At 44.5% G+C, this 18,825-nt stretch carries 13 protein-coding genes; 4 read left to right on the top strand and 9 right to left on the bottom strand.

All coding sequences use genetic code 11. From position 1 onward, the window contains the following. A partial coding sequence (locus tag VIN08_RS13455) for a hypothetical protein (protein WP_331965872.1) occupies positions 1–1,086 on the top strand: 1,086 nt, incomplete at its 5' end. A 169-nt stretch (positions 1,087–1,255) separates the two neighbouring features. Here VIN08_RS13455 and VIN08_RS13460 read toward each other — a convergent pair. Next, positions 1,256–1,855 carry a hypothetical protein gene (locus tag VIN08_RS13460; RefSeq protein ID WP_331965874.1) on the bottom strand — a complete coding sequence of 200 codons (600 nt, stop codon included), beginning with the start codon at positions 1,853–1,855 and terminating at the stop codon, positions 1,256–1,258. A 49-nt stretch (positions 1,856–1,904) separates the two neighbouring features. Next, positions 1,905–2,597 (bottom strand): phosphonatase-like hydrolase, encoded by a 693-nt coding sequence (locus VIN08_RS13465; protein ID WP_331965877.1) that lies wholly within the window; start codon positions 2,595–2,597, stop codon positions 1,905–1,907. Positions 2,598–2,727: 130 nt separating this feature from the next. Here VIN08_RS13465 and VIN08_RS13470 point away from each other — a divergent pair, with 130 nt between their 5' ends. Continuing rightward, positions 2,728–3,285 carry a phosphonate degradation HD-domain oxygenase gene (locus tag VIN08_RS13470; protein WP_331965879.1) on the top strand — a complete coding sequence of 186 codons (558 nt, stop codon included), beginning with the start codon at positions 2,728–2,730 and terminating at the stop codon, positions 3,283–3,285. Positions 3,286–3,441: 156 nt separating this feature from the next. Further along, complete coding sequence (locus VIN08_RS13475) at positions 3,442–5,118, top strand: chloride channel protein (RefSeq protein WP_331965882.1); 1,677 nt, start codon at positions 3,442–3,444, stop codon at positions 5,116–5,118. Here the strand turns inward: VIN08_RS13475 and VIN08_RS13480 are convergent. The 7 genes from VIN08_RS13480 to VIN08_RS13510 all read right to left on the bottom strand — a co-directional run bounded on the left by VIN08_RS13480 (position 5,115) and on the right by VIN08_RS13510 (position 16,130). After that, a complete protein-coding gene (locus VIN08_RS13480) occupies positions 5,115–6,566 on the bottom strand; it encodes a rubredoxin domain-containing protein (protein ID WP_331965885.1) in 1,452 nt (483 codons plus the stop codon). The genes VIN08_RS13475 and VIN08_RS13480 overlap by 4 nt on opposite strands. 109 nt (positions 6,567–6,675) lie before the next feature. Next, positions 6,676–10,200: a molybdopterin-dependent oxidoreductase gene (locus VIN08_RS13485; RefSeq protein WP_331965887.1), complete on the bottom strand. Its 3,525-nt coding sequence runs from the start codon at positions 10,198–10,200 to the stop codon at positions 6,676–6,678. A 51-nt stretch (positions 10,201–10,251) separates the two neighbouring features. Continuing rightward, positions 10,252–11,070, bottom strand: a complete 819-nt coding sequence (locus VIN08_RS13490) for an ABC transporter ATP-binding protein (RefSeq protein WP_331965890.1) — start codon at positions 11,068–11,070, stop codon at positions 10,252–10,254. 21 nt (positions 11,071–11,091) lie between these two features. Then, entirely contained in the window at positions 11,092–11,949 is an 858-nt protein-coding gene (gene ntrB / locus VIN08_RS13495; RefSeq protein ID WP_331965892.1) for a nitrate ABC transporter permease, read from the bottom strand. A 58-nt stretch (positions 11,950–12,007) separates the two neighbouring features. Beyond that, positions 12,008–13,243 carry a CmpA/NrtA family ABC transporter substrate-binding protein gene (locus tag VIN08_RS13500; protein ID WP_331965895.1) on the bottom strand — a complete coding sequence of 412 codons (1,236 nt, stop codon included), beginning with the start codon at positions 13,241–13,243 and terminating at the stop codon, positions 12,008–12,010. A gap of 13 nt (positions 13,244–13,256) precedes the next feature. Further along, entirely contained in the window at positions 13,257–14,636 is a 1,380-nt protein-coding gene (locus VIN08_RS13505; protein WP_331965897.1) for an alginate export family protein, read from the bottom strand. Between the two features lie 156 nt (positions 14,637–14,792). Continuing rightward, positions 14,793–16,130 (bottom strand): MFS transporter, encoded by a 1,338-nt coding sequence (locus VIN08_RS13510; protein WP_331965900.1) that lies wholly within the window; start codon positions 16,128–16,130, stop codon positions 14,793–14,795. Positions 16,131–16,436: 306 nt separating this feature from the next. Here VIN08_RS13510 and VIN08_RS13515 point away from each other — a divergent pair, with 306 nt between their 5' ends. Beyond that, complete coding sequence (locus VIN08_RS13515; RefSeq protein WP_331965902.1) at positions 16,437–18,803, top strand: TonB-dependent receptor; 2,367 nt, start codon at positions 16,437–16,439, stop codon at positions 18,801–18,803. Positions 18,804–18,825 lie beyond the last annotated feature (22 nt).

An 18,825-nucleotide genomic window follows, 5' to 3' on the forward strand; every position in this document is an offset into this window, starting at 1 on the left:
GAATATTACTTCGACATCATCCGCAACCAGATACTTACTTTCTCGGAAAACAAAATGGTAGTGGATGCCATGAAGGAATTTCGGACAGCGTTCATGCAGATCGGTGAAGGTATAACTGAACAGAAACTGGCAGACTATAAACACAACCTGGAGCGATACTATACCGAAGAGTTTGTTGTGCGACTGAAAGAGAATACGGATGAACTTGTAACAAGCGAACAATACCTGCCGCAGGAACTTCGCTCCAACATTCTTCAGCATCACTATATTTCGAATAACCCTCACCCTACCGGCCAGAAATCGTTGCTTGATAAAGCGGGCGATGGCAGCAGCTATAGTGATGTGCATGCTCTATATCACCCGATCATGCGCAACTTCCTGGAGAAGTTTGGCTACTATGATATATTTCTAATTGACCACCTTACCGGTGATATGGTATATAGTGTTTTTAAGGAAGTAGATTTCGGCACGAGTCTGCTCACCGGACGATATAGCAGCACAAATTTTGGTCGTGTAGTGAAAGACGCAATCGCCAGCACCGATAAGAATTTTGTGAAGCTGGAAGACTTTGAGCCGTATGATCCCTCCTATCGCACACCGGCTTCGTTCATTGCGTGCCCTATATATGATGGTCAGGAGAAGATCGGTATACTGGTGTTCCAGATGCCGATCAACAAGATCAACCAGATACTAACCGGTGATAACAACTGGCAGGCGGATGGCCTCGGTGAAAGCGGTGAGACGTTTATTATAGGCAGTGATTACAAGCTGCGTTCAGTAGCCCGCGAGTTGCTCGAAGACAAACGCAGGTACCTCTCCGGACTCAAGAAGATCGGCTATAGCAGTTCGGTTACACTGCAGATAGACCGGATGAATACGAGTATACTCCTGGAGAAAATACAGATCAAATCGGTAGATGCCGCGCTGCGTGGCGAAACCGGTACGCTGATCGAGAAGAACAAGCACGGCAACGAAATGCTCAATGCCTATGCTCCGCTGAATATACCCGATGTTCATTGGGTGATTCTCTCTACCATGAAAGAAGAAGAAGCATCGATGCGTATTAACGACCTGCGGAATAACTAGAATTTATTTCCCGCAGATTTACGCAGATGAAATGCAATAAAGCTTAAAGCGCAAAGCTGAAAGTTTAAAGCTTATAGTATTCTGCGTTGATCTGCGAGATCTGCGGGAAACAAAGGATGTTCATTCTGTGAAAATCTGTGAGCTCTGTGGGAAACATTTCTGCATCTGCTCATCGCCTCAATGCCAGTGTCTCATCATTTCGCATGAGCTGATTATAGTACTGAATAATGCGGATGGCTTCTGCAGATTTGTCGGGATGCAGGTCTTTTTCCAACACGAACATAGAGAGCAGAACGCCACCATTCTGCATCAGGTCAGGATACACTTTGGTATGAAAGTCTCTCAGGTCGGTGAGTTTTTCATTATACAATATATAGTATAGATAGTCGTCAACATCCGAGGCACGCGAGAAGACGTTGGCTTTTTCTTTTCGCAATACCGACACTTCGCCATATACCACCAATTCGTATAGCCTGTATCTTCGCCACGCTATATCTTTCTCCTGCACCGAAATATACTTTTGGTTCATGTTGCTTTGCGGATTATAGAACTGCATGTAGCGAATCTTATGCGCTGGATATACAGACACCGTATCATGCGCGCGGAACAGTATAAGATCGTGCCCTGCTTCTATAGCTATAGCACCAACCCGTACCTGTTGAGTGTGGAGAACAAGCGATCCTTCGTACCAGGTAACATCGTGCTGTGCCTGCACAGCGAGTTTACCTATAGTAAACGAGAGTAAGAAAAGACAAGTAAACCGTTTCACCTCACGTTAAGATTGATTAACATGAAGTTAACATTCTATTAATGCATCATCAAGCGACTGACGCTATAATTTCAATTACCTCGTGCAGGTTCGCGATGAGATGCGTATGTTTTTCTTTGGCAAGTTCTTCTTTTGAAAACGCTCCCGTAGTTACACCAATCACCAGTGCACAGCCGGCAGCATTTCCTTCCTGCAGATCGGATGTTGTATCGCCAACCTTGGCTACACGCTTTACATCTTTTACTCCTGTGAGTTCCATCGCGCGGAAGATCATATCCGGATACGGCCTGCCGCGTTTCACTTCATCGCTGGTTACACTCGCATCAATGAGATTTGCTTTTTTCCAGCCCAGTCTGTCCAGTAACGGGTCCGTTATCTGGCGATCGAAACCCGTATCCACTACTACGTGAAGTTTACTATCCTTCAACTTTCGGAACGTCTCACTCACACCGGTCTTCTCTCCTACAGAGGCATCGGTCCTATAAAAATCGATCATCGTGTGCACAAACGCTTTGTGAATTTCATCGATCCATGCTTCATCAATAGCACGTGTACCGCTATAGCGCTTTTCTAATAATTCGCGAATCGCTACAGGCTTCGGAATTCCCATGACTGCGTTCGCATCTTCTATGGAAATATTCACATTGTGTTTTGCTAATGCAAGTTGCAGCACGCGGTGTACATCTTTATTATCTTTTACCGTAGTGCCGGCTAAATCAAATACCACCAGTTCAATCGCCATATATACAATTCTTTTTTGATGCAAGATATACTGTGAGCGGTTGGCATGCGATACCGTTTAAAGCAAAGACAGAAACTTAATTCTGCGATAATACAGATCTTGCTACCTTCGTAGTATAAATACCGGATATATGAATACTGCAGAGACCATCCAGGAAGTATTTGGACTTTATGAAAAATACGGTGATGCCGACTACATCGGTGAACCGGTATCACAACTAGAACACATGTCGCAGGCAGCACAGCTTGCCATGCAGGAGGGATACGATGATGAAGTAGTGCTCGCTGCATTCTTTCACGATATCGGTCACATCTGTGTAATGCTAAATGAAGAGAACAACATGGGTGGCTATGGTGTGAAGAGTCATGAGAAAATTGGTGGTGACTACTTGCGTTCAAAAGGTTTTCCGGAACGTGTAGCGAAGCTGGTAGAGAATCATGTGCAGGCCAAGCGTTATCTCACATTCAAATACCCCGACTACTATGTACAGCTGAGTGAGGCCAGCAAAAAAACACTGGAGTTTCAAGGTGGTGTAATGAAGCCGGAAGAAGCTGCTGCCTTTGAAAGTGATCCGCTCTTTGAAACCAGCATACGCATGCGTCACTGGGATGAAATGGCCAAAGAGATGCACGTTCCGATTATCGATCTTACTGAACTCAGACAGAAAGCCCAGGCTGTATTATCTTAATAGTGTTTTGCAACGTAAGATCATTTCCTATCTTGTAAGCTTAGCAAGAATAGAGAAGAGATGATTAAACAATTTCACAACATTTTTAAACGCTTTAACCTTTACCTCCACGATCATCTATCCCCCCGGCATTTTTTTATTTTATCCAGTATTTTCGTGGGCCTGTCGTCAGGGCTCGCGGCTATTGTACTGAAGTATTTTGTACACAGTATTGAAACATTCGTAGCGTATTACTCGCACACTTACGAAGAGTTCTTTCTCTTTACGCTCTTCCCCATCATTGGCCTGGCACTCACGGTGCTATATGTAAAACGCTTTCTGCATGGCAACTTTAAAAAAGGAAGTGCGGAGATTGTATATGCCATCACAAAAAAATCAAGTGTGCTTCCATCGAGCCAGATGTATTCTCATTTAATAACGAGCGCCCTCACGGTAGGCTTTGGCGGATCAACCGGGTTGGAATCGCCTATGGTAACAACGGGCTCAGCAATCGGCTCCAACTATGGAAGGATATACGGCCTCTCCTACAAAGAGAAAACTATACTACTCGCTTGTGGTGCAGCAGCAGGTATATCTGCTGCTTTTAACTCACCTATTGCAGGTGTACTCTTCGCTGTAGAAGTATTGCTTACTGACGTCAGTGCTTCAGCCTTTATACCACTCATTATTGCTGCAGCCTGCGGAGCGTTGCTGTCCAAAGTTATACTGGCAGAAGGTGTTCTATTGTCGTTCGCGCTGAAGCAGCCTTTCAATTATCACAACGTACCATTCTATATAATGCTGGGTATACTGGCTGGCTTTCTCTCTTTATACTATAGCCGAACGTTCGAATGGGTTGATACTAAAATACGTGCCGTGGGCAACATCTGGGTAAGGGTGATCACCGGAGGCGTGTTGCTCTCCATTTTGTTGCTCCTCTTTCCGCCATTATTTGGTGAAGGATATGAAACGATCAAAACGCTATCGCTGCTTAAGCCGGATGACCTGACAGAGAACAGTATGTTGAAAGAAATCATTACATCCGACTATGCATTACTTCTCTTTCTCGGTTGCCTGGTATTTCTGAAATGTATAGCGGCAGCGCTCACCATTGGCAGCGGTGGTAATGGCGGAAGTTTTGGTCCATCACTCTTTATGGGCGCATACCTAGGATTTGTTTTTGCTCGCTTCGTAAATCTGCTTGGCATTGCCTATATACCTGAGACCAATTTTACCTTGGTGGCCATGGCCGGCATATTAAGCGGTGTACTCTACGCGCCCCTTACCGCTATATTTCTCATTGCAGAAATTACGGGCGGGTATGAACTGATGATCCCGCTCATGATCGTGTCAGCGATCAGTATAACTGTGGTGCATTACTTCGAACCGCTGTCGATGGAAGCAAAAAAACTTTCCAACAAACTCAAGTCACCGGTGGAAGATCGCGACAAGCATTTGCTCAGCCGACTTGATCTTACAGAACTTATCGAAACGAATTTCTCTGTAATCACACCCGAAGCTTCTTTACAGGAACTCGTAAAAGTTATATCAACTTCCAAGCGAAATATATTCCCGGTATTGCATAACGATGAGTTGAAAGGACTGGTATACCTGGATAACGTCCGGAACATTATCTTCAAACACGATCAATACGATAAAGTATTTGTACGCGACCTGATGGCTGCGCCTATGGCTGTGATCGAGCCGAACGAGAACCTGCACACAATTCTCAAAAAATTTGATGATACTAACCAGTGGAATTTACCCGTGGTGGAGAATAACAAATACCTGGGTTTTCTATCCAAGTCAAGTATACTTACCCAATACCGCGAAGAGTTATTGAAGTCGGTTTAGACTTTGGCGGATACTGCCATGGCTACAAAGTATTTCTTCGGACTATCGCACACGTGGCATTTATAGGTATCCGGCAGATCTTCGAACGGAACACCCGGTGGTATATTAGCCAAAGCATCGCCATAACGCTTATCGTATACCGATAAACAGTTGCTGCATTGATAGCTCAATACCGATGCACTAACTTTTTCCTCTTTGTTCTTATCGCCCAGCTTCTCGCGCTCGGGATTCAACTGGCGATAGTACATTTTACTCAGCTCGATCAGCAAAGCCGGTATAATTTCCTTCTTTACATCTCGGGCATACGTGAGGTAGGCGATCTTGTTCGGATTAAAATCTTTTGCGTAAAGTATATTATAGCGCTCGCTGGCTTCGAGTGTATTGTTACGTTCTATTACGATGGATGTAAAGAGAAAACTCTCACGCTTCATCTTGATAGTAAATGTGAGACCATGTGTGCTGATATCCTGCTGATCGAGTTCACGCACGAGGAATCGTTTCAACTCCAGCGCTTCTGCATCAATTACCGGTAAATGCCAGTTAAGCTCCAGCGAGGAGTGACGACCGTTGATACCAAATTTACCCATGAGCTTTTCCCAACGAATCCGGTCGGATGCTTTTATACCTTTAATGATAAACGCTTTCCACGGTATAATATTGATCTTGCCCACATTCGTCTCCTGGCACAGGCGACAAGCCGCACTCATAAAATCGATATCATACTGATTGTTGCGCCAGTATAATCCGAGCCAGTACTGATTATTCAGCATGGCGTTGAGCCCTTCGTAATAGGGAAATGTACTATCCGGATATTTTAACTTCTCGGTGATGGTGCGATAATTGATCCGCATCTTTCCCTGCAGTATAACAAACAGTTCATCTATACCAAAGGGTTGAAAATTGAGAATGAGCTCTTCCAGCGCGCGCGATACTTTCGCTATATCATGACTAAAGATCAGCTTGGGCCAGCACTCTACTACGTTGCCTTTGCGCGGATCGCGAATATACAGATACCAGTAATTATCTTCTTTGGATGCAATGAAATTGAGCTCACCGGTAAACAACGGCACTATACTTTGCACCGGGTCTACAATGTTGATTTTAATGCGCGGTTTGTAATCGAAGTTATCGATCACAAAATGATACGTATCTTCCTTTACCCAGTTGGTAGTTTCTACAACATTTACCGCTATATAGGAGCTTACTATATTTTGAAAAACAGATTGATCACTTCCCAACTCATAATCGATGGCTATATCCTGAAACGCGTGATCGATATTTTTCTGATCTGCATCGTGCGAAGGAAACATGATATCCTGCCGCGATCCGAAGAGGACAAATTTATTATTCAGGCTCTGCGATATATCCATGATCTTCAACATATCCGCAGGCGACAGAATACCTCCCTTTACAAACGCACGTATTAAATCACTCTTCTTCGTTTCCATATTTCAATTTAGTCAGGAAAGGTTAAAGCTTAAAGTATAAGGCAAAAAGCTTAAAGCCTTTGTTTTGCTTTTTTCAAATTCGTCTTCTTTCACTTTTAGTTTTCTGCTTTCAGCTTTCCACTTTAGTCTCCACGCGTTCACGCAGCAGTCGCTGTATTTCCGGTTTGCAACTTCCACAGCCCATGCCTGCTCCCGATGTCTGGCAAAGTTCGGGTAACGATTTGCATCCGCCATCAATTAACTTGCGCAGGTTGCCTTCGCCTACCTGGTTACATGAACATACAAGCTTGCCCATCATCGGTTCTGCTTTTTTACCGGAGCGGAGCAATTGCAATCTTCGCTCTGAAAGTTCCACCTGACTTTCGATCAACATCTTGAAATCAGCAAACTCTGATTTATCGCCTACCAATACAGCGCCTACCAGCTTATCATCTTTTACTATACATTTCTTATAGTATCGCATCGATTTGTCTATGAAGAGTATCTCATCGTACCCTTCGTTGTTTACCGGTGCTTCTGCTATACCGATAGAACACAGATCGAGGTGAGAGAATTTCAGAATGTTCATCGGCACAGAACCTTCATAGGTACTTTGTACATCGCCATTGAGGTAACGCGCCAGTACATCGGCCTGTTGTTCGGCAGCAGAAGTTATACCAAGTAATTTTCCGCGATGCTCAGCAATTTCGCCCATCGCAAATATAGCAGGGTCGTTGCTCTGCATATAGTCATTCACCAGAATACCTCGCGCACTTTCTATACCCGCTTCTGTAGCAAACTCTATATTCGGGCGCGTACCTACAGCATATACTACCGCATCTACATGAAGCGTCTTTCCACTCTTCAGCGCAGCCGCCAGCCGTCCCGTTGTAGTGAGCGATTGCTCCACACTTTCCACCTGGTCGTTCAGATATACCTGCATGTCCATCTCCTCTACAAATTCCAGCAACAATTGCCCGGACAGATTATCCAACTGACGTTCCATTAGTCGTCCGCTCAATTGAATAATAGATATATTGACATTCATCTCGCGCAGCGATGCTGCAAGTTCCAATCCGAGCAAACCTCCGCCAATGATCAACACATGACCATCCGGTTTCAAAAATTTCTTTAACTCATCCGCATCTTTACGCATGCGCATGGTGAACACGCCCGGTAAATGTACCGGTGCTTCTTTCGGAACAAACGCGCGACTTCCTGTAGCCAATATCAATTTGTCGTACGTATGTTTCTTGCCATACATATCTACCACAAACTGCTGTGTGCGATTGATCATCACAATCTCGTTCTCGCGATGCAAGGTAGCATTCAACGCTTCAAACTCGCCTGCTTTAAATTTCTGCAAGCGCTCCCACGATAATGTATCGTTTACATATTCGGGCAGTAGCACACGATTATAGAATGGATCTTTCTCCTTCGAGAATACATGCAGCTCGTCACGCTGATTCAACGCGCGATAACTTTGCAGAAATCTATAGGCCGCAGCACCTGCACCTACCACTATAATTTTCTCGACAGGCTTTTCATATTTCCGAACTTCAACGGCCGCGAACTTAAAATCGGGTTCCTTTGAAATCGGGTCAACTAAATGATTGGTAAGATTGTTTGCACGGCCAAGATCTTTCTGCAGGATCTTTCCCCAGTGCATCGGCATAAACACTACGCCCTTCTTTATATCTTCGGTAACTTTAGCACTCACACGCACCGAGCCGCGAAAGTTATCAACCTCTACAATATCGCCATCGCGTATACCGCGCAGCATGGCATCGTGCGGATGTATCTCTACAAAAGGTTTATCGATGTGCTGGCGCAGCTTGTTTACTTTACCGGTCTTGGTCATTGTGTGCCACTGATCGCGTATACGCCCCGTGGTAAGAATGAGTGGCAGATCGCTGGTAACAGGCTCCGATACATTCTGCGGATGATCGAGTGCATGAAACTTTGCTTTGCGCGAAGGTGTAAAAAACTGGTGATCGCGAAATAGCCTGGGGGTACCGTTGTGACCTTTGTGCGGCACCGGCCATTGCACCGTTCCGTGTTCCTTCAGGTATTGATACGTGAGTCCGCTGATGTCGAGATTGGTGCCTTGTGTGAGGCGCGCATGTTCTTCAAATATTTCATCGTACGAAATATAGTTGAAACCACTATAGCCCATCTCGTTGGCAAAGCGACAAAGTATCTCTACATCGGGCAACGCTTCTCCGGGAGCATCGATCACTTTATTGAGATAACTTATTCTGCGCTCGGAGTTGGTCATCGTTCCTTCTTTTTCAAAGTGACCCGCAGCCGGTAAAATAAGATCGGCATACTCCAGTGTATCAGACTTACGCGATATATCCTGCACCACTACAAAGCGCGCTTTCTTCAACGCAGCCTCTACACGCTTAGAGTCTGGTAAACTTACCAGTGGATTCGTGCAAATGATCCAGATCGCCTTCAGGTCGCTACGCTCCAGTGCTTCGATCATTTGTGTAGCCGTAAGTCCCGGCTTCTCCGATATAGCGGGCACGCCCCAGAACTTTGCAACCTCCTCCCTATGCGCAGGATTAGCATACGAGCGATGCGCTGCGAGCATCGTTGCTAATCCACCTACTTCACGTCCACCCATAGCGTTTGGCTGACCGGTGAGTGAGAACGGCCCCGAGCCGGGTTTACCTATATGACCGGTGATCAGGTTGAGGCTGATCAATGCTATATTTTTATTTACACCAATCACACTTTGATTCAACCCCATGGCCCACAGGGTGAGAAAACCTTTGGATGCCGCTATATATGCTGCTGCTGTGCGTATATCATTTACCGGCACGTCACAATTCAGCGCGGCTTCTTCTACAGTATATTGAAATACGGCTTCGCGATATATTTCAAAATCTTCCGTGTGCTCGCTGATAAACTCGTAGTCAATCTCTCCGTCCTCGATCAGTATACGGGCTATTGCATTATAGAGGTATATATCAGAGCCGGGCGTTATCTGCAAGTGCAAATCGGCCATAGCGCAGGTTTGTGTTCTGCGCGGATCAACCACGATGAGCTTTACACCCGGGTTGGCTTGTTTATGTGCTTCGATTCTGCGAAACAAAATCGGATGACACCACGCGGGGTTTGCTCCTGCTATCAAAAAGCAATCCGCCAACTCTATATCTTCGTACGATACCGGCACAGCATCTTCTCCCAGCGTTTTGGCATAGCCGGCTACGGCACTGCTCATACACAACCGTGAGTTGGTATCGATGTTATTGGTACCGAGAAAACCTTTTACCAGTTTGTTGGCGATATAGTATTCTTCGGTGAGGCACTGACCGGAAACGTAAAAACCTACGGCATCCGGACCATAGGTTTGCATGATAGATTTAAAAACTGCTGCCGTTCGCTTCATGGCCTGATCCCAGGAGACACGTTGATACGGATGACTCCGACTGTAGCGCATCTCCGGGTATAGCAACCGGTCGCTCTTGTCTTGCATGGCGTAGTGCAGGTTCATCCCTTTCGAACAAAGCATACCTTTGTTCACCGGGTGATCTTTATCACCTTCCACTACAATTTTTCCCTTGCGGTCTTTCTTCACCACGATTCCACATCCTACACCACAATAGGAACAGGTTGTTTTAAAACTTTCTTCAGGTCGTCTGATCACAGTTGAAAAATTTTAAATACGCTCATGCACTCCAAGTATACCGGGTATATATCAGGCGGCTTTTTCCTTGAAGAAATCTTTTTCATCGATCTCTACTTTATCCATCAGAAGATTCAGCAGTCGCTCGCGGATAACTTTATACTCTTCCAGGCTTACTATTTCCTTTTTATTTCTGGGTCGCGGCAAGTGTACCTCCTCGATCTCGCGGATCGTAGCAGCAGGTCCGTTGTTCATCACCACAATGCGGTCGGAGAGAAATATAGCTTCCTCAATATCGTGCGTTACCATTACAATAGTTTTGCTTCGTTGTGTCAGGTTCCACATTTTGAGTAACTCTATATGCAGCGATCCTTTCGTGAGCGCATCCAGTGCACCAAAGGGTTCATCCAGTAACAATACATCCGGATCGATCGCGAAGGCACGCGCAATGGCTGTGCGCTGTTTCATACCACCGGAAATTTGCTTCGGATATTTTTCACGATGCTCCCACAGATTTACCATACGCAGGTATTTTTCCACCAGCGCGCGCTTGTCTTCCTTCTTTCTCGCGGCCAACGCTGCGTCTACTGCCTGGTATATATTTTCTTCTATCGTAAGCCAGGGCAACAGGGAGTAATTCTGAAAAACAATTCCGCGATCCGGACCGGGCCCTTTGATCTCGCGATTGTTCAACAATACTTTTCCTTTCGTTGGAAAAGTCATGCCTCCTATAGCATTGAGTATAGTTGATTTACCACAACCGGAGTGGCCGATGATGGATACAATCTCTCCTTTTGCTATATCCAGGTTTATATCCTTTACCGCTACAAATTTACCCTTCGGTGTATTGAAGGATATTGCAACGTTCTGTATAGAAAGATATGAATTCATGTTTCCGATGCTTGTTTTGATCTATATACTATACGTTACTTTCTTCTCGAACCACGAGAATACTTTATCCAGCAGCAATCCTACTATACCAATGATAAGTATAGCCGAGATAACACGTTCAAGACTTAGCGCATTCCAGCTGTCCCACACAAAGAATCCTATACCTATACCGCCCGAAAGCATTTCGCCTGCTACAATTACCAGCCACGCTACACCTATACTCAGGCGCAACCCGGTAATGATGTGCGGCAAACTATAGGGCAGCAATACTTTTGTGAGATACTTCCAGCGGGAGAAACCAAATGCTTTCGCTACATTCTTATGATCGTCCGGTAACGAGGCTACACCAAATGCTGTGTTGATCAATGTCGGCCACAACGATGTGATAAAGATGATGAAGATCGTTGCCTTGCTGGACGACTCAAACGCTACGAGCCCAATAGGAAACCACGCCAATGGCGACACCGGTTTTAACACCTGCACGATCGGGTAAAACATTTTCTTACAAAAATCGCTCGCGCCCATCAGCAGTCCCACCGGTATAGCAATCAATGCTCCCAGGGCAAAACCGGAAAATACGCGAATGATCGAGCTGCCTAACTGCAGTCCTATACCTTTATCGTTCGGGCCATAATCATAGAAAGGGTCTTTGATCAATTCCCACAAAACCACGAAGGTCGCTACCGGTGTTGGCAGTTCGCCTTTGGTTACAATACTTACTATATACCAGATGCCGATCAGTATACCAAAGCCCAGTATATTAAACAGCAAACCTTTCGCGATAGCAACAAGCTTCTGTAAAAGGATACTCCCTATATCGCTGTTACCCGCGAACATATCACGGGTAGATGAAAGTGTAATGGCTATTGTCCGTTTCATACTATAATGTTTTTAGTACCGGTCTCTCTCCGAAGAGATAGACCGGTATATATATTGTTTACTTCCTGGCCAGTTTCAGGTAATCATCCGGCTTGTTCGGATCGAATGTTACTTTATCCAATGTCAAAGTAAAAGGCTTCATGTCATCTGCCGGTATCTTTACATTGAGGCTCTTTGCTACTTCCAGGTATAGATCCTGCATGATCAGTTTATCAGCAATCGCCTTATAGTCTGGTGCAGCCTGCAAATAATCAAAGCGAACAAACTGCGTCATAAACCATATACCGTATGATTTGCGTGGGAAATTTGTATCACCATTACGGTGAAACAACATATAATCGTCAGTATATATTTGTGTTCCCTGATCGCAGCCGAGATTATAATCGCCCATCAGGCGTGCTTCAATTACATCGGCCGGTGCATTTACATATTGCGGTTTTCCAATGATACCCGCAGCCTTCTTACGATTAGCACGATTGTCGAGCCACTTGCATGCTTCCAGCACAGCTTTCATTACATTCTTCAAATCTTCTTTGCGTGTTTCACTGAAAGCTTTGTTTACTACCAATGCTTTCTCCGGATGATGCTTCCATATATCCTGTGTAGCAATTTCTGTGAAGCCTATATTTTGCTTCGTAGCAAGACCGTTCCAGGGTTCGCCTACGCAGTAGCCATCCATGTTTCCTACTTTCATGTTAGCCACCATTTGTGGTGGTGGTATAGTAATGATCTTGGATGTTTTCTGACTTACACCGGCAGCCGCGAGCCAGTAACGCAACCATATATCGTGCGTTCCTCCGGGAAAAGTCATAGCGAATGTTACTTCCTTCTCTGCTTTCAGTTTAGCAGCTACGACAGAGGCTACTTTATTCGTTTGACGAAATCCCACCTTGCCACAGAAATCATTCGAGAGTGTGATAGCCTGTCCGTTGTTATTCAGGATCATGGCAATCTTCATTTCGGAACCGGCCTTGCCACCTACACCGGTATATACTGAGAACGGCATGCTGAACAGGCAGTGTGCTCCATCAAGCTCGCCTGTTAAAATTTTATCGCGCACGTTGGCCCATGAAGCTTCTTTGGTTACTTCTACTTTTACGCCATACTTCTCGAACAAGCCAAGTTCTTTTGCAATTACAATGGGTGCACAATCTGTTAAGGGTATAAATCCGATGCGGATAACATCTTCGTTACCAGTACCCTCTCCGTTGTTTACAGGTATAGCCGATGTAAGCAGCAGCAGTGCCATCGGCAGCAGCAGCACGGAACAAATTCTTTTTATATAGTTAGTCATGGTAAATCAGCGTTTAGTTTTTGAAAGTAAATTCAGGTTTGATGGAGATCATCAGGTAAGCCCAATCAGAAAAGTCGGCAGCACGGTTTACGTTCTTTACTTTAGCGGATGCCATGGTGCTGGTAGAGAACATGGTTGAATAACCTCCTTCGATCGTTACGGTTTTAGTCATCGCATAGTTAAACACAAAGTCGATCTCTGTACCTAAAGCTTTGCGTAGTGTAGACCCATCGTTGGCCACTACAGCTGATGGTAATACAAAGCGGTGTCCGTCCAGTGAAAGTGTAAAGTTGTCTTTCAGTTTATATTTAGCTTTCAGGTAGTAGTCGATCAAACCATTCGAACCAAAACCATCTGCTACATAGAAGTAATCCATATAGCCCCAGAATTTGTGTGGCGTTCCATAGAGCGGATCGAAGCGTTGATACTTTTTGGTGGGATCAGAACCGTTGTTACCGGATGTAATATCAACACCAGGACCAACGCTCAGTTTTCTACCTACAGCATATTGCGCAGATGCCGACAACAGGTATTCGCTCAGTGATGTACCATCTCTATATTTACCGCCCTGGTAAAATGCACTGAGGGCAAAACTCAGCTTACGTTTGGCGGTACCAAACATATTTGCGCCCATGGTATAGCGGCTCCATACACCACTCTCATATATAGGTGTCTTCTTTTCAGTATCCGTTGCTGCAAAGTGAAATTTGCTGAAATCGTCTTTGAAGAAGAGTAAGGATGTATTACCGAAATAATGTTTCCGTGCCAGGTATAAGAACTGCATGGATTTATACATCGAGCTCATACCATTGGTACTGGCCGTGTAAGCAGTAGGCACTCCGTTATATATAGTGTTGGATTTGCGTTCTGCATTTTGGTTATAGGCAGCACCTAAATGAGCTGTCCAGCCGTTGTGATCAAATTTGATAAGAGCCGCATCATGTCTGCGGGCTTGTTGCAACCAATCGAGATTACCAAGCAGGCGCACATCATCATATACCAGCTCTTGCCGGCCAATCTTTAAGGTAAAATTCTTTATTACTTTACCTGTATCTACCAGGCTTATCTCTGCCCATGCTTCATGCAGCATAAAGCCATCATAAGCATCGGATGTAACACGATTGATAGAAGAAGCATCTTGCCCCCAGACACGAACGTCCTGAACGGACGCATATAGTTTAAAGCGATAACCCGAATAACCGAAATTAAGTCGTGTACGTTGCGATGTAAAAATAGCGCTCGCTGTATCTTTAACCTGCAACGTGCCTTGTCCATTACGAAGCTCTGTACGTGTTCGCAATTGACCTGACACAGTAAATTGTGCCCATGCCTGTCGCGGGCCTGCCAGGCAAAAAAGCACAAGTAAAATTGGTAAGTAATTCTTCTTATCCATAAATTTGATGGTTTAGTAGTAACTAAATACTAGTCCCCTGGAAGAATGTCGCAGTTCATAAAGGGGACTTTTCGTTTTTGGTGAGCTCTACCTGGTAGTGCTTCCTGAAAAGTTATAGCAAGGTTGTTAGTATATATATAGTATATATGTTGGGGGTTAAGCAGCCTGTAATTCCTGTTCAGCAATTGCCTCGGTATGATCAACTGCTTCCTGTTTCTTCATCGTACCTAATACGAGCGAAAGTATAGCTACACCTACTACGGCAATGCCAATGGTAAACAAGCTATCGCGATACGATATTTCGTTGGATCGAAAGAGTAAACCTGCCAATACTGCGCCAACATTGCCACCGGCACCTACTATACCGGATACAGCACCCATTGCTTTCTTGTTGATGAAGGGCACTACAGAATAGGTGGCACCGTTAGACATTTTGAGGAACAGCGCGAACAGCAACATACTGGCGATAGCCCACGGCAGTACGTGTATAGTAGAGAAGAGCATGATGCCAAGACCTTCGAGCAACAGAAATGCTCCGAGAATAAGAATGCGTCCTTTCAATCCGAACTTCTTTCCGGCCTTATCGCCAAATATACCGCCCAGTGCGCGGGCAAATATATTCATCATACCAAATGTACCGGCAATGATACCGGCCTCTTTCACACCAAGTTTAAAGTTATCTACAAAATACAGGGTCGCTATATTATCGATGGTGATCTCTATACCGAAGCATGCACCATACGCCAGGAACAACATCCACACTCTATAGTCTTTGCAGGCTTTGAGGAAACTTCCTTTCTCATCGCCTTTCTTTGCTTTATATAGTGCATCTTTCTTACGCAGGTCTGACAAGTTACCTTCGGGTGTATCTTGTGTAAAGAAGTAGTATACAAAGCCCATGATCATAAGAGCAAAGCCCGGAATAACCATGCTATATCTCCATGCATCAGCATCTATATATCCCGCACCAACAAATGCCGCGAAGATCAGCGGCATTACCATGAGCGTTACACCTCCGCCCATATTTCCCCAGCCCGCAACGGTAGCATTAGCGGTTCCTACTATATTAGGCGCGAACATTACGGAGGTGTGATACTGTGTAATCACGAACGATGCACCAATCACTCCTATAGCAAGACGAAACAACAGAAATGATTCATAGCTGTTACTCAACCCGATCAGCATTACCGGAAAAGAACCAAACACCAGCAGCACGGTATAGCAAATACGCGGACCAAGTCTGTCGCATAACCAGCCAAACACAAGACGCGCAAAGATGGTAATGGAAACAGAAGCGATAATGATGTTGCCTACCTGCGCCTGTGTAAGCGCCAGATCTTTGCGCACAATGGGCATAAGCGGTGCGATACCAAACCAACCGAAGAAGCAAAGGAAAAAGGTCATCCACGTAATATGGAAGGCCCGCATAGAGGGCGATTGGAAATCAAGCAGGTTGATTTTGATGGCTTTACCGGTAAGTTTTTGTTGATCCATTTCGTACGTATTATTTACGTATTAAACTTACGTAATAGCGCTTAAATATTACGTATTAATACGTAAAAATATTTCTTAAATGCATTGATATACGTAAAAGAACGTTTGCAGCTACGCAGTTCATCGTATGAAAAAATCTGATGAAAGGTCGTTACTGCATGCGGATATCATCTTTACCCGTGATTTCCGGTTTACAACATCATTATAACCAGAGCAATAGCTTTCTACACAATTGCCATTTGATCTTATAGTTTTCCAGAGTAGTATAGCAGCCATTTTAAAAAATTAACGGTTCAAACTCCCCACATGAAAAAGTCATTACTCTATGTTTATCTCTTTCTGACGAGTGCAGTTGCTTTTGCGCAGAACGTGTCGTTCTCTGGAAAAATTACAGATGCAGAATCGCGTCCGTTGGAAGGTGCCACAGTTCACCTGCTGAATACAAACTTTGGTGCTGTAACAGATGCCTCCGGAAATTTTACAATTGCCAATGTACCTGCCAGTAAATATAGCATCGCGGTTACAGCAGTTGGTTATGCCAGCGTGCAGACGGAAGTACAGGTCGGCAGCGATGCGCCTGCCCTTACCGTTACCATGACAGAGTCGGTAACACAACTTGATGATGTTGTAGTAACTGCGCAGAAAACAGAAGAGTCGCTTCAGAAAATTCCGTTTAGCATCAGCGCGCTTTCTGCACGCAAAGTAAATGAGTATAGATTATGGAATATCAAAGACATCACGGCTATTGTTCCGAATCTATATTCTTCCAATCCTGGCGATAACCGTAACGTAACTTCTATCCGCGGTATAACTTCTACTTCATACGATCCTGCAGTGGCTACCTATATAGATGGTGTTAATCAATTCAGTCTTGATACATATATAGCACAGTTGTTTGATGTGGAGCGCATCGAAATATTGCGCGGTCCGCAAGGAACACTTTATGGCCGCAACGCTATGGCTGGTGTAATTAACATCATCACCAAAGAGCCGGGCAATACTACACGTGGTTTTGTAGAAGCGAACATCGGTAACTACGGACAGCAACGTTATGGATTTGGCGTGCGCACTGCTTTAATAAAAGATAAACTGTTCTTGGGTGTCGCTGGTATGTATGATCGTAATAACGGCTTCTATAAAAATGATTTCTATCAGAATGATTTCGACAAGAAGCATAATGTTACCGGTAATTATTATCTGAAATACCTCGCTACCTCCAAACTTGCTTTTACACTGAATGTAAAGCAGAGTATAAATCGTAACAACGGAGCTTTCCCGTTGGCAGGAAGTCCGCAAGATGCATTGGCAAATCCATATAGAGTAAATCAGAATGCAACCACTACGCTGGTTGATAATATATTTAACAGTTCACTCGCTGTTAACTATGCCGGTAATGCACTCAACTTTACTTCACTTTCTACCTATCAATCCAACTATCGTATATATAAAGAGCCAATTGACGGTGACTTTTCTCCGATCGATGGCGTTACGATTATCAACGATTATGGTAAAGATTGGAACAACGTAAAAGTATATACACAGGAATTTAAACTATCATCACCTGCGGCTACATCATCACCCCTCAAGTGGACAGCAGGTGCTTATCTCTTCCACCAGGATAACCCGGTGAAGCAGGCTACACATTTTGGTGAGGATGCTGCATTTATTGATGAGAATGCTGTGCCGCATACCTATATACTTAACACCTCTACCGGCACCAGCAACGGTTTGGCATTCTATGGTCAAGCCACATATACGCTTGTTGAGAAACTGGATATTACTGCCGGTATTCGTTACGACTACGAACACAAGAAGCAGCAGGTACACGGACAGTTCTTTGCCGATGGTGTTCCTGATGCTATATTTGAAACAAAAGCTGACACTACAGCAACAACTTCTTTCAGTGCCGTATCGCCCAAGTTGAGTCTCTCCTATCGCTTTACTGATAACAATACTCTATATATCACCGGTACTCGTGGTTTTCGTGCAGGAGGTTTAACACAGTTGTCGTCTGACCCTTCGCAGGCACCGCTTTATGCTTACAAGCCAGAGTATAGCTTTAATGGTGAGTTAGGTACAAAGAACTCCTTCCTCGATGGCCGCCTGCAATTGAATGCTGCTATATATTATATAACGGTGAACGATGCGCAGGTGCCAACGCTTATTGCGACTGATGCTATTACGGTAACACGCAATGCCGGTAAACTTACCAGCAAAGGTGCTGAAGTAGAAGTACAGGCAACACCGATAAAAGGTTTACAAGTTGATTACTCCTTTGGTTTAACAGATGCTACTTATAAAAACCTGCGACTGCCAAACGATAATGCAGAAGTTAACTACGATGGCAACCGCCAGATCTTTACTCCACGTCATACTTCGATGCTGGCTCTGCAGTATACCTATACGTTCAATGCAGAAAACAATCTTCGTTTGATTTTACGCGGTGAGTGGATGAACCTGGGCGATCAGTATTTTGATCTTGCTAATCAAATCAAGCAATCAGGCTATAGTATATTAAATGCCCGTGCTGGTGTAGCATTCCGTCAATTTGAATTGATGTTTTGGGGAAGAAACCTGAATGACGCGAAATATATAGCATACGCGTATGATTTTGGTGCTACCAATCTTGGTAATCCTAAGAACTACGGAGCAACTGTACGCTGGAATTTTTAATTGAATTCTCCTATAAAAACAA

This window comes from Ohtaekwangia sp., from assembly GCF_036568665.1.
Classification (GTDB): Bacteria; Bacteroidota; Bacteroidia; order Cytophagales; family Cyclobacteriaceae; genus Ohtaekwangia.

What these genes read in the sequence shown, in the direction of transcription:
- VIN08_RS13505 (WP_331965897.1), bottom strand. Translation starts at nt 14,636, where the DNA reads ATGGATAAGAAGAATTACTTACCAATTTTACTTGTGCTTTTTTGCCTG.
- VIN08_RS13500 (WP_331965895.1), bottom strand. Translation starts at nt 13,243, where the DNA reads ATGACTAACTATATAAAAAGAATTTGTTCCGTGCTGCTGCTGCCGATG.
- VIN08_RS13515 (WP_331965902.1), top strand. Translation starts at nt 16,437, where the DNA reads ATGAAAAAGTCATTACTCTATGTTTATCTCTTTCTGACGAGTGCAGTT.
- VIN08_RS13480 (WP_331965885.1), bottom strand. Translation starts at nt 6,566, where the DNA reads ATGGAAACGAAGAAGAGTGATTTAATACGTGCGTTTGTAAAGGGAGGT.
- VIN08_RS13470 (WP_331965879.1), top strand. Translation starts at nt 2,728, where the DNA reads ATGAATACTGCAGAGACCATCCAGGAAGTATTTGGACTTTATGAAAAA.
- VIN08_RS13465 (WP_331965877.1), bottom strand. Translation starts at nt 2,597, where the DNA reads ATGGCGATTGAACTGGTGGTATTTGATTTAGCCGGCACTACGGTAAAA.
- ntrB (WP_331965892.1), bottom strand. Translation starts at nt 11,949, where the DNA reads ATGAAACGGACAATAGCCATTACACTTTCATCTACCCGTGATATGTTC.
- VIN08_RS13510 (WP_331965900.1), bottom strand. Translation starts at nt 16,130, where the DNA reads ATGGATCAACAAAAACTTACCGGTAAAGCCATCAAAATCAACCTGCTT.
- VIN08_RS13490 (WP_331965890.1), bottom strand. Translation starts at nt 11,070, where the DNA reads ATGAATTCATATCTTTCTATACAGAACGTTGCAATATCCTTCAATACA.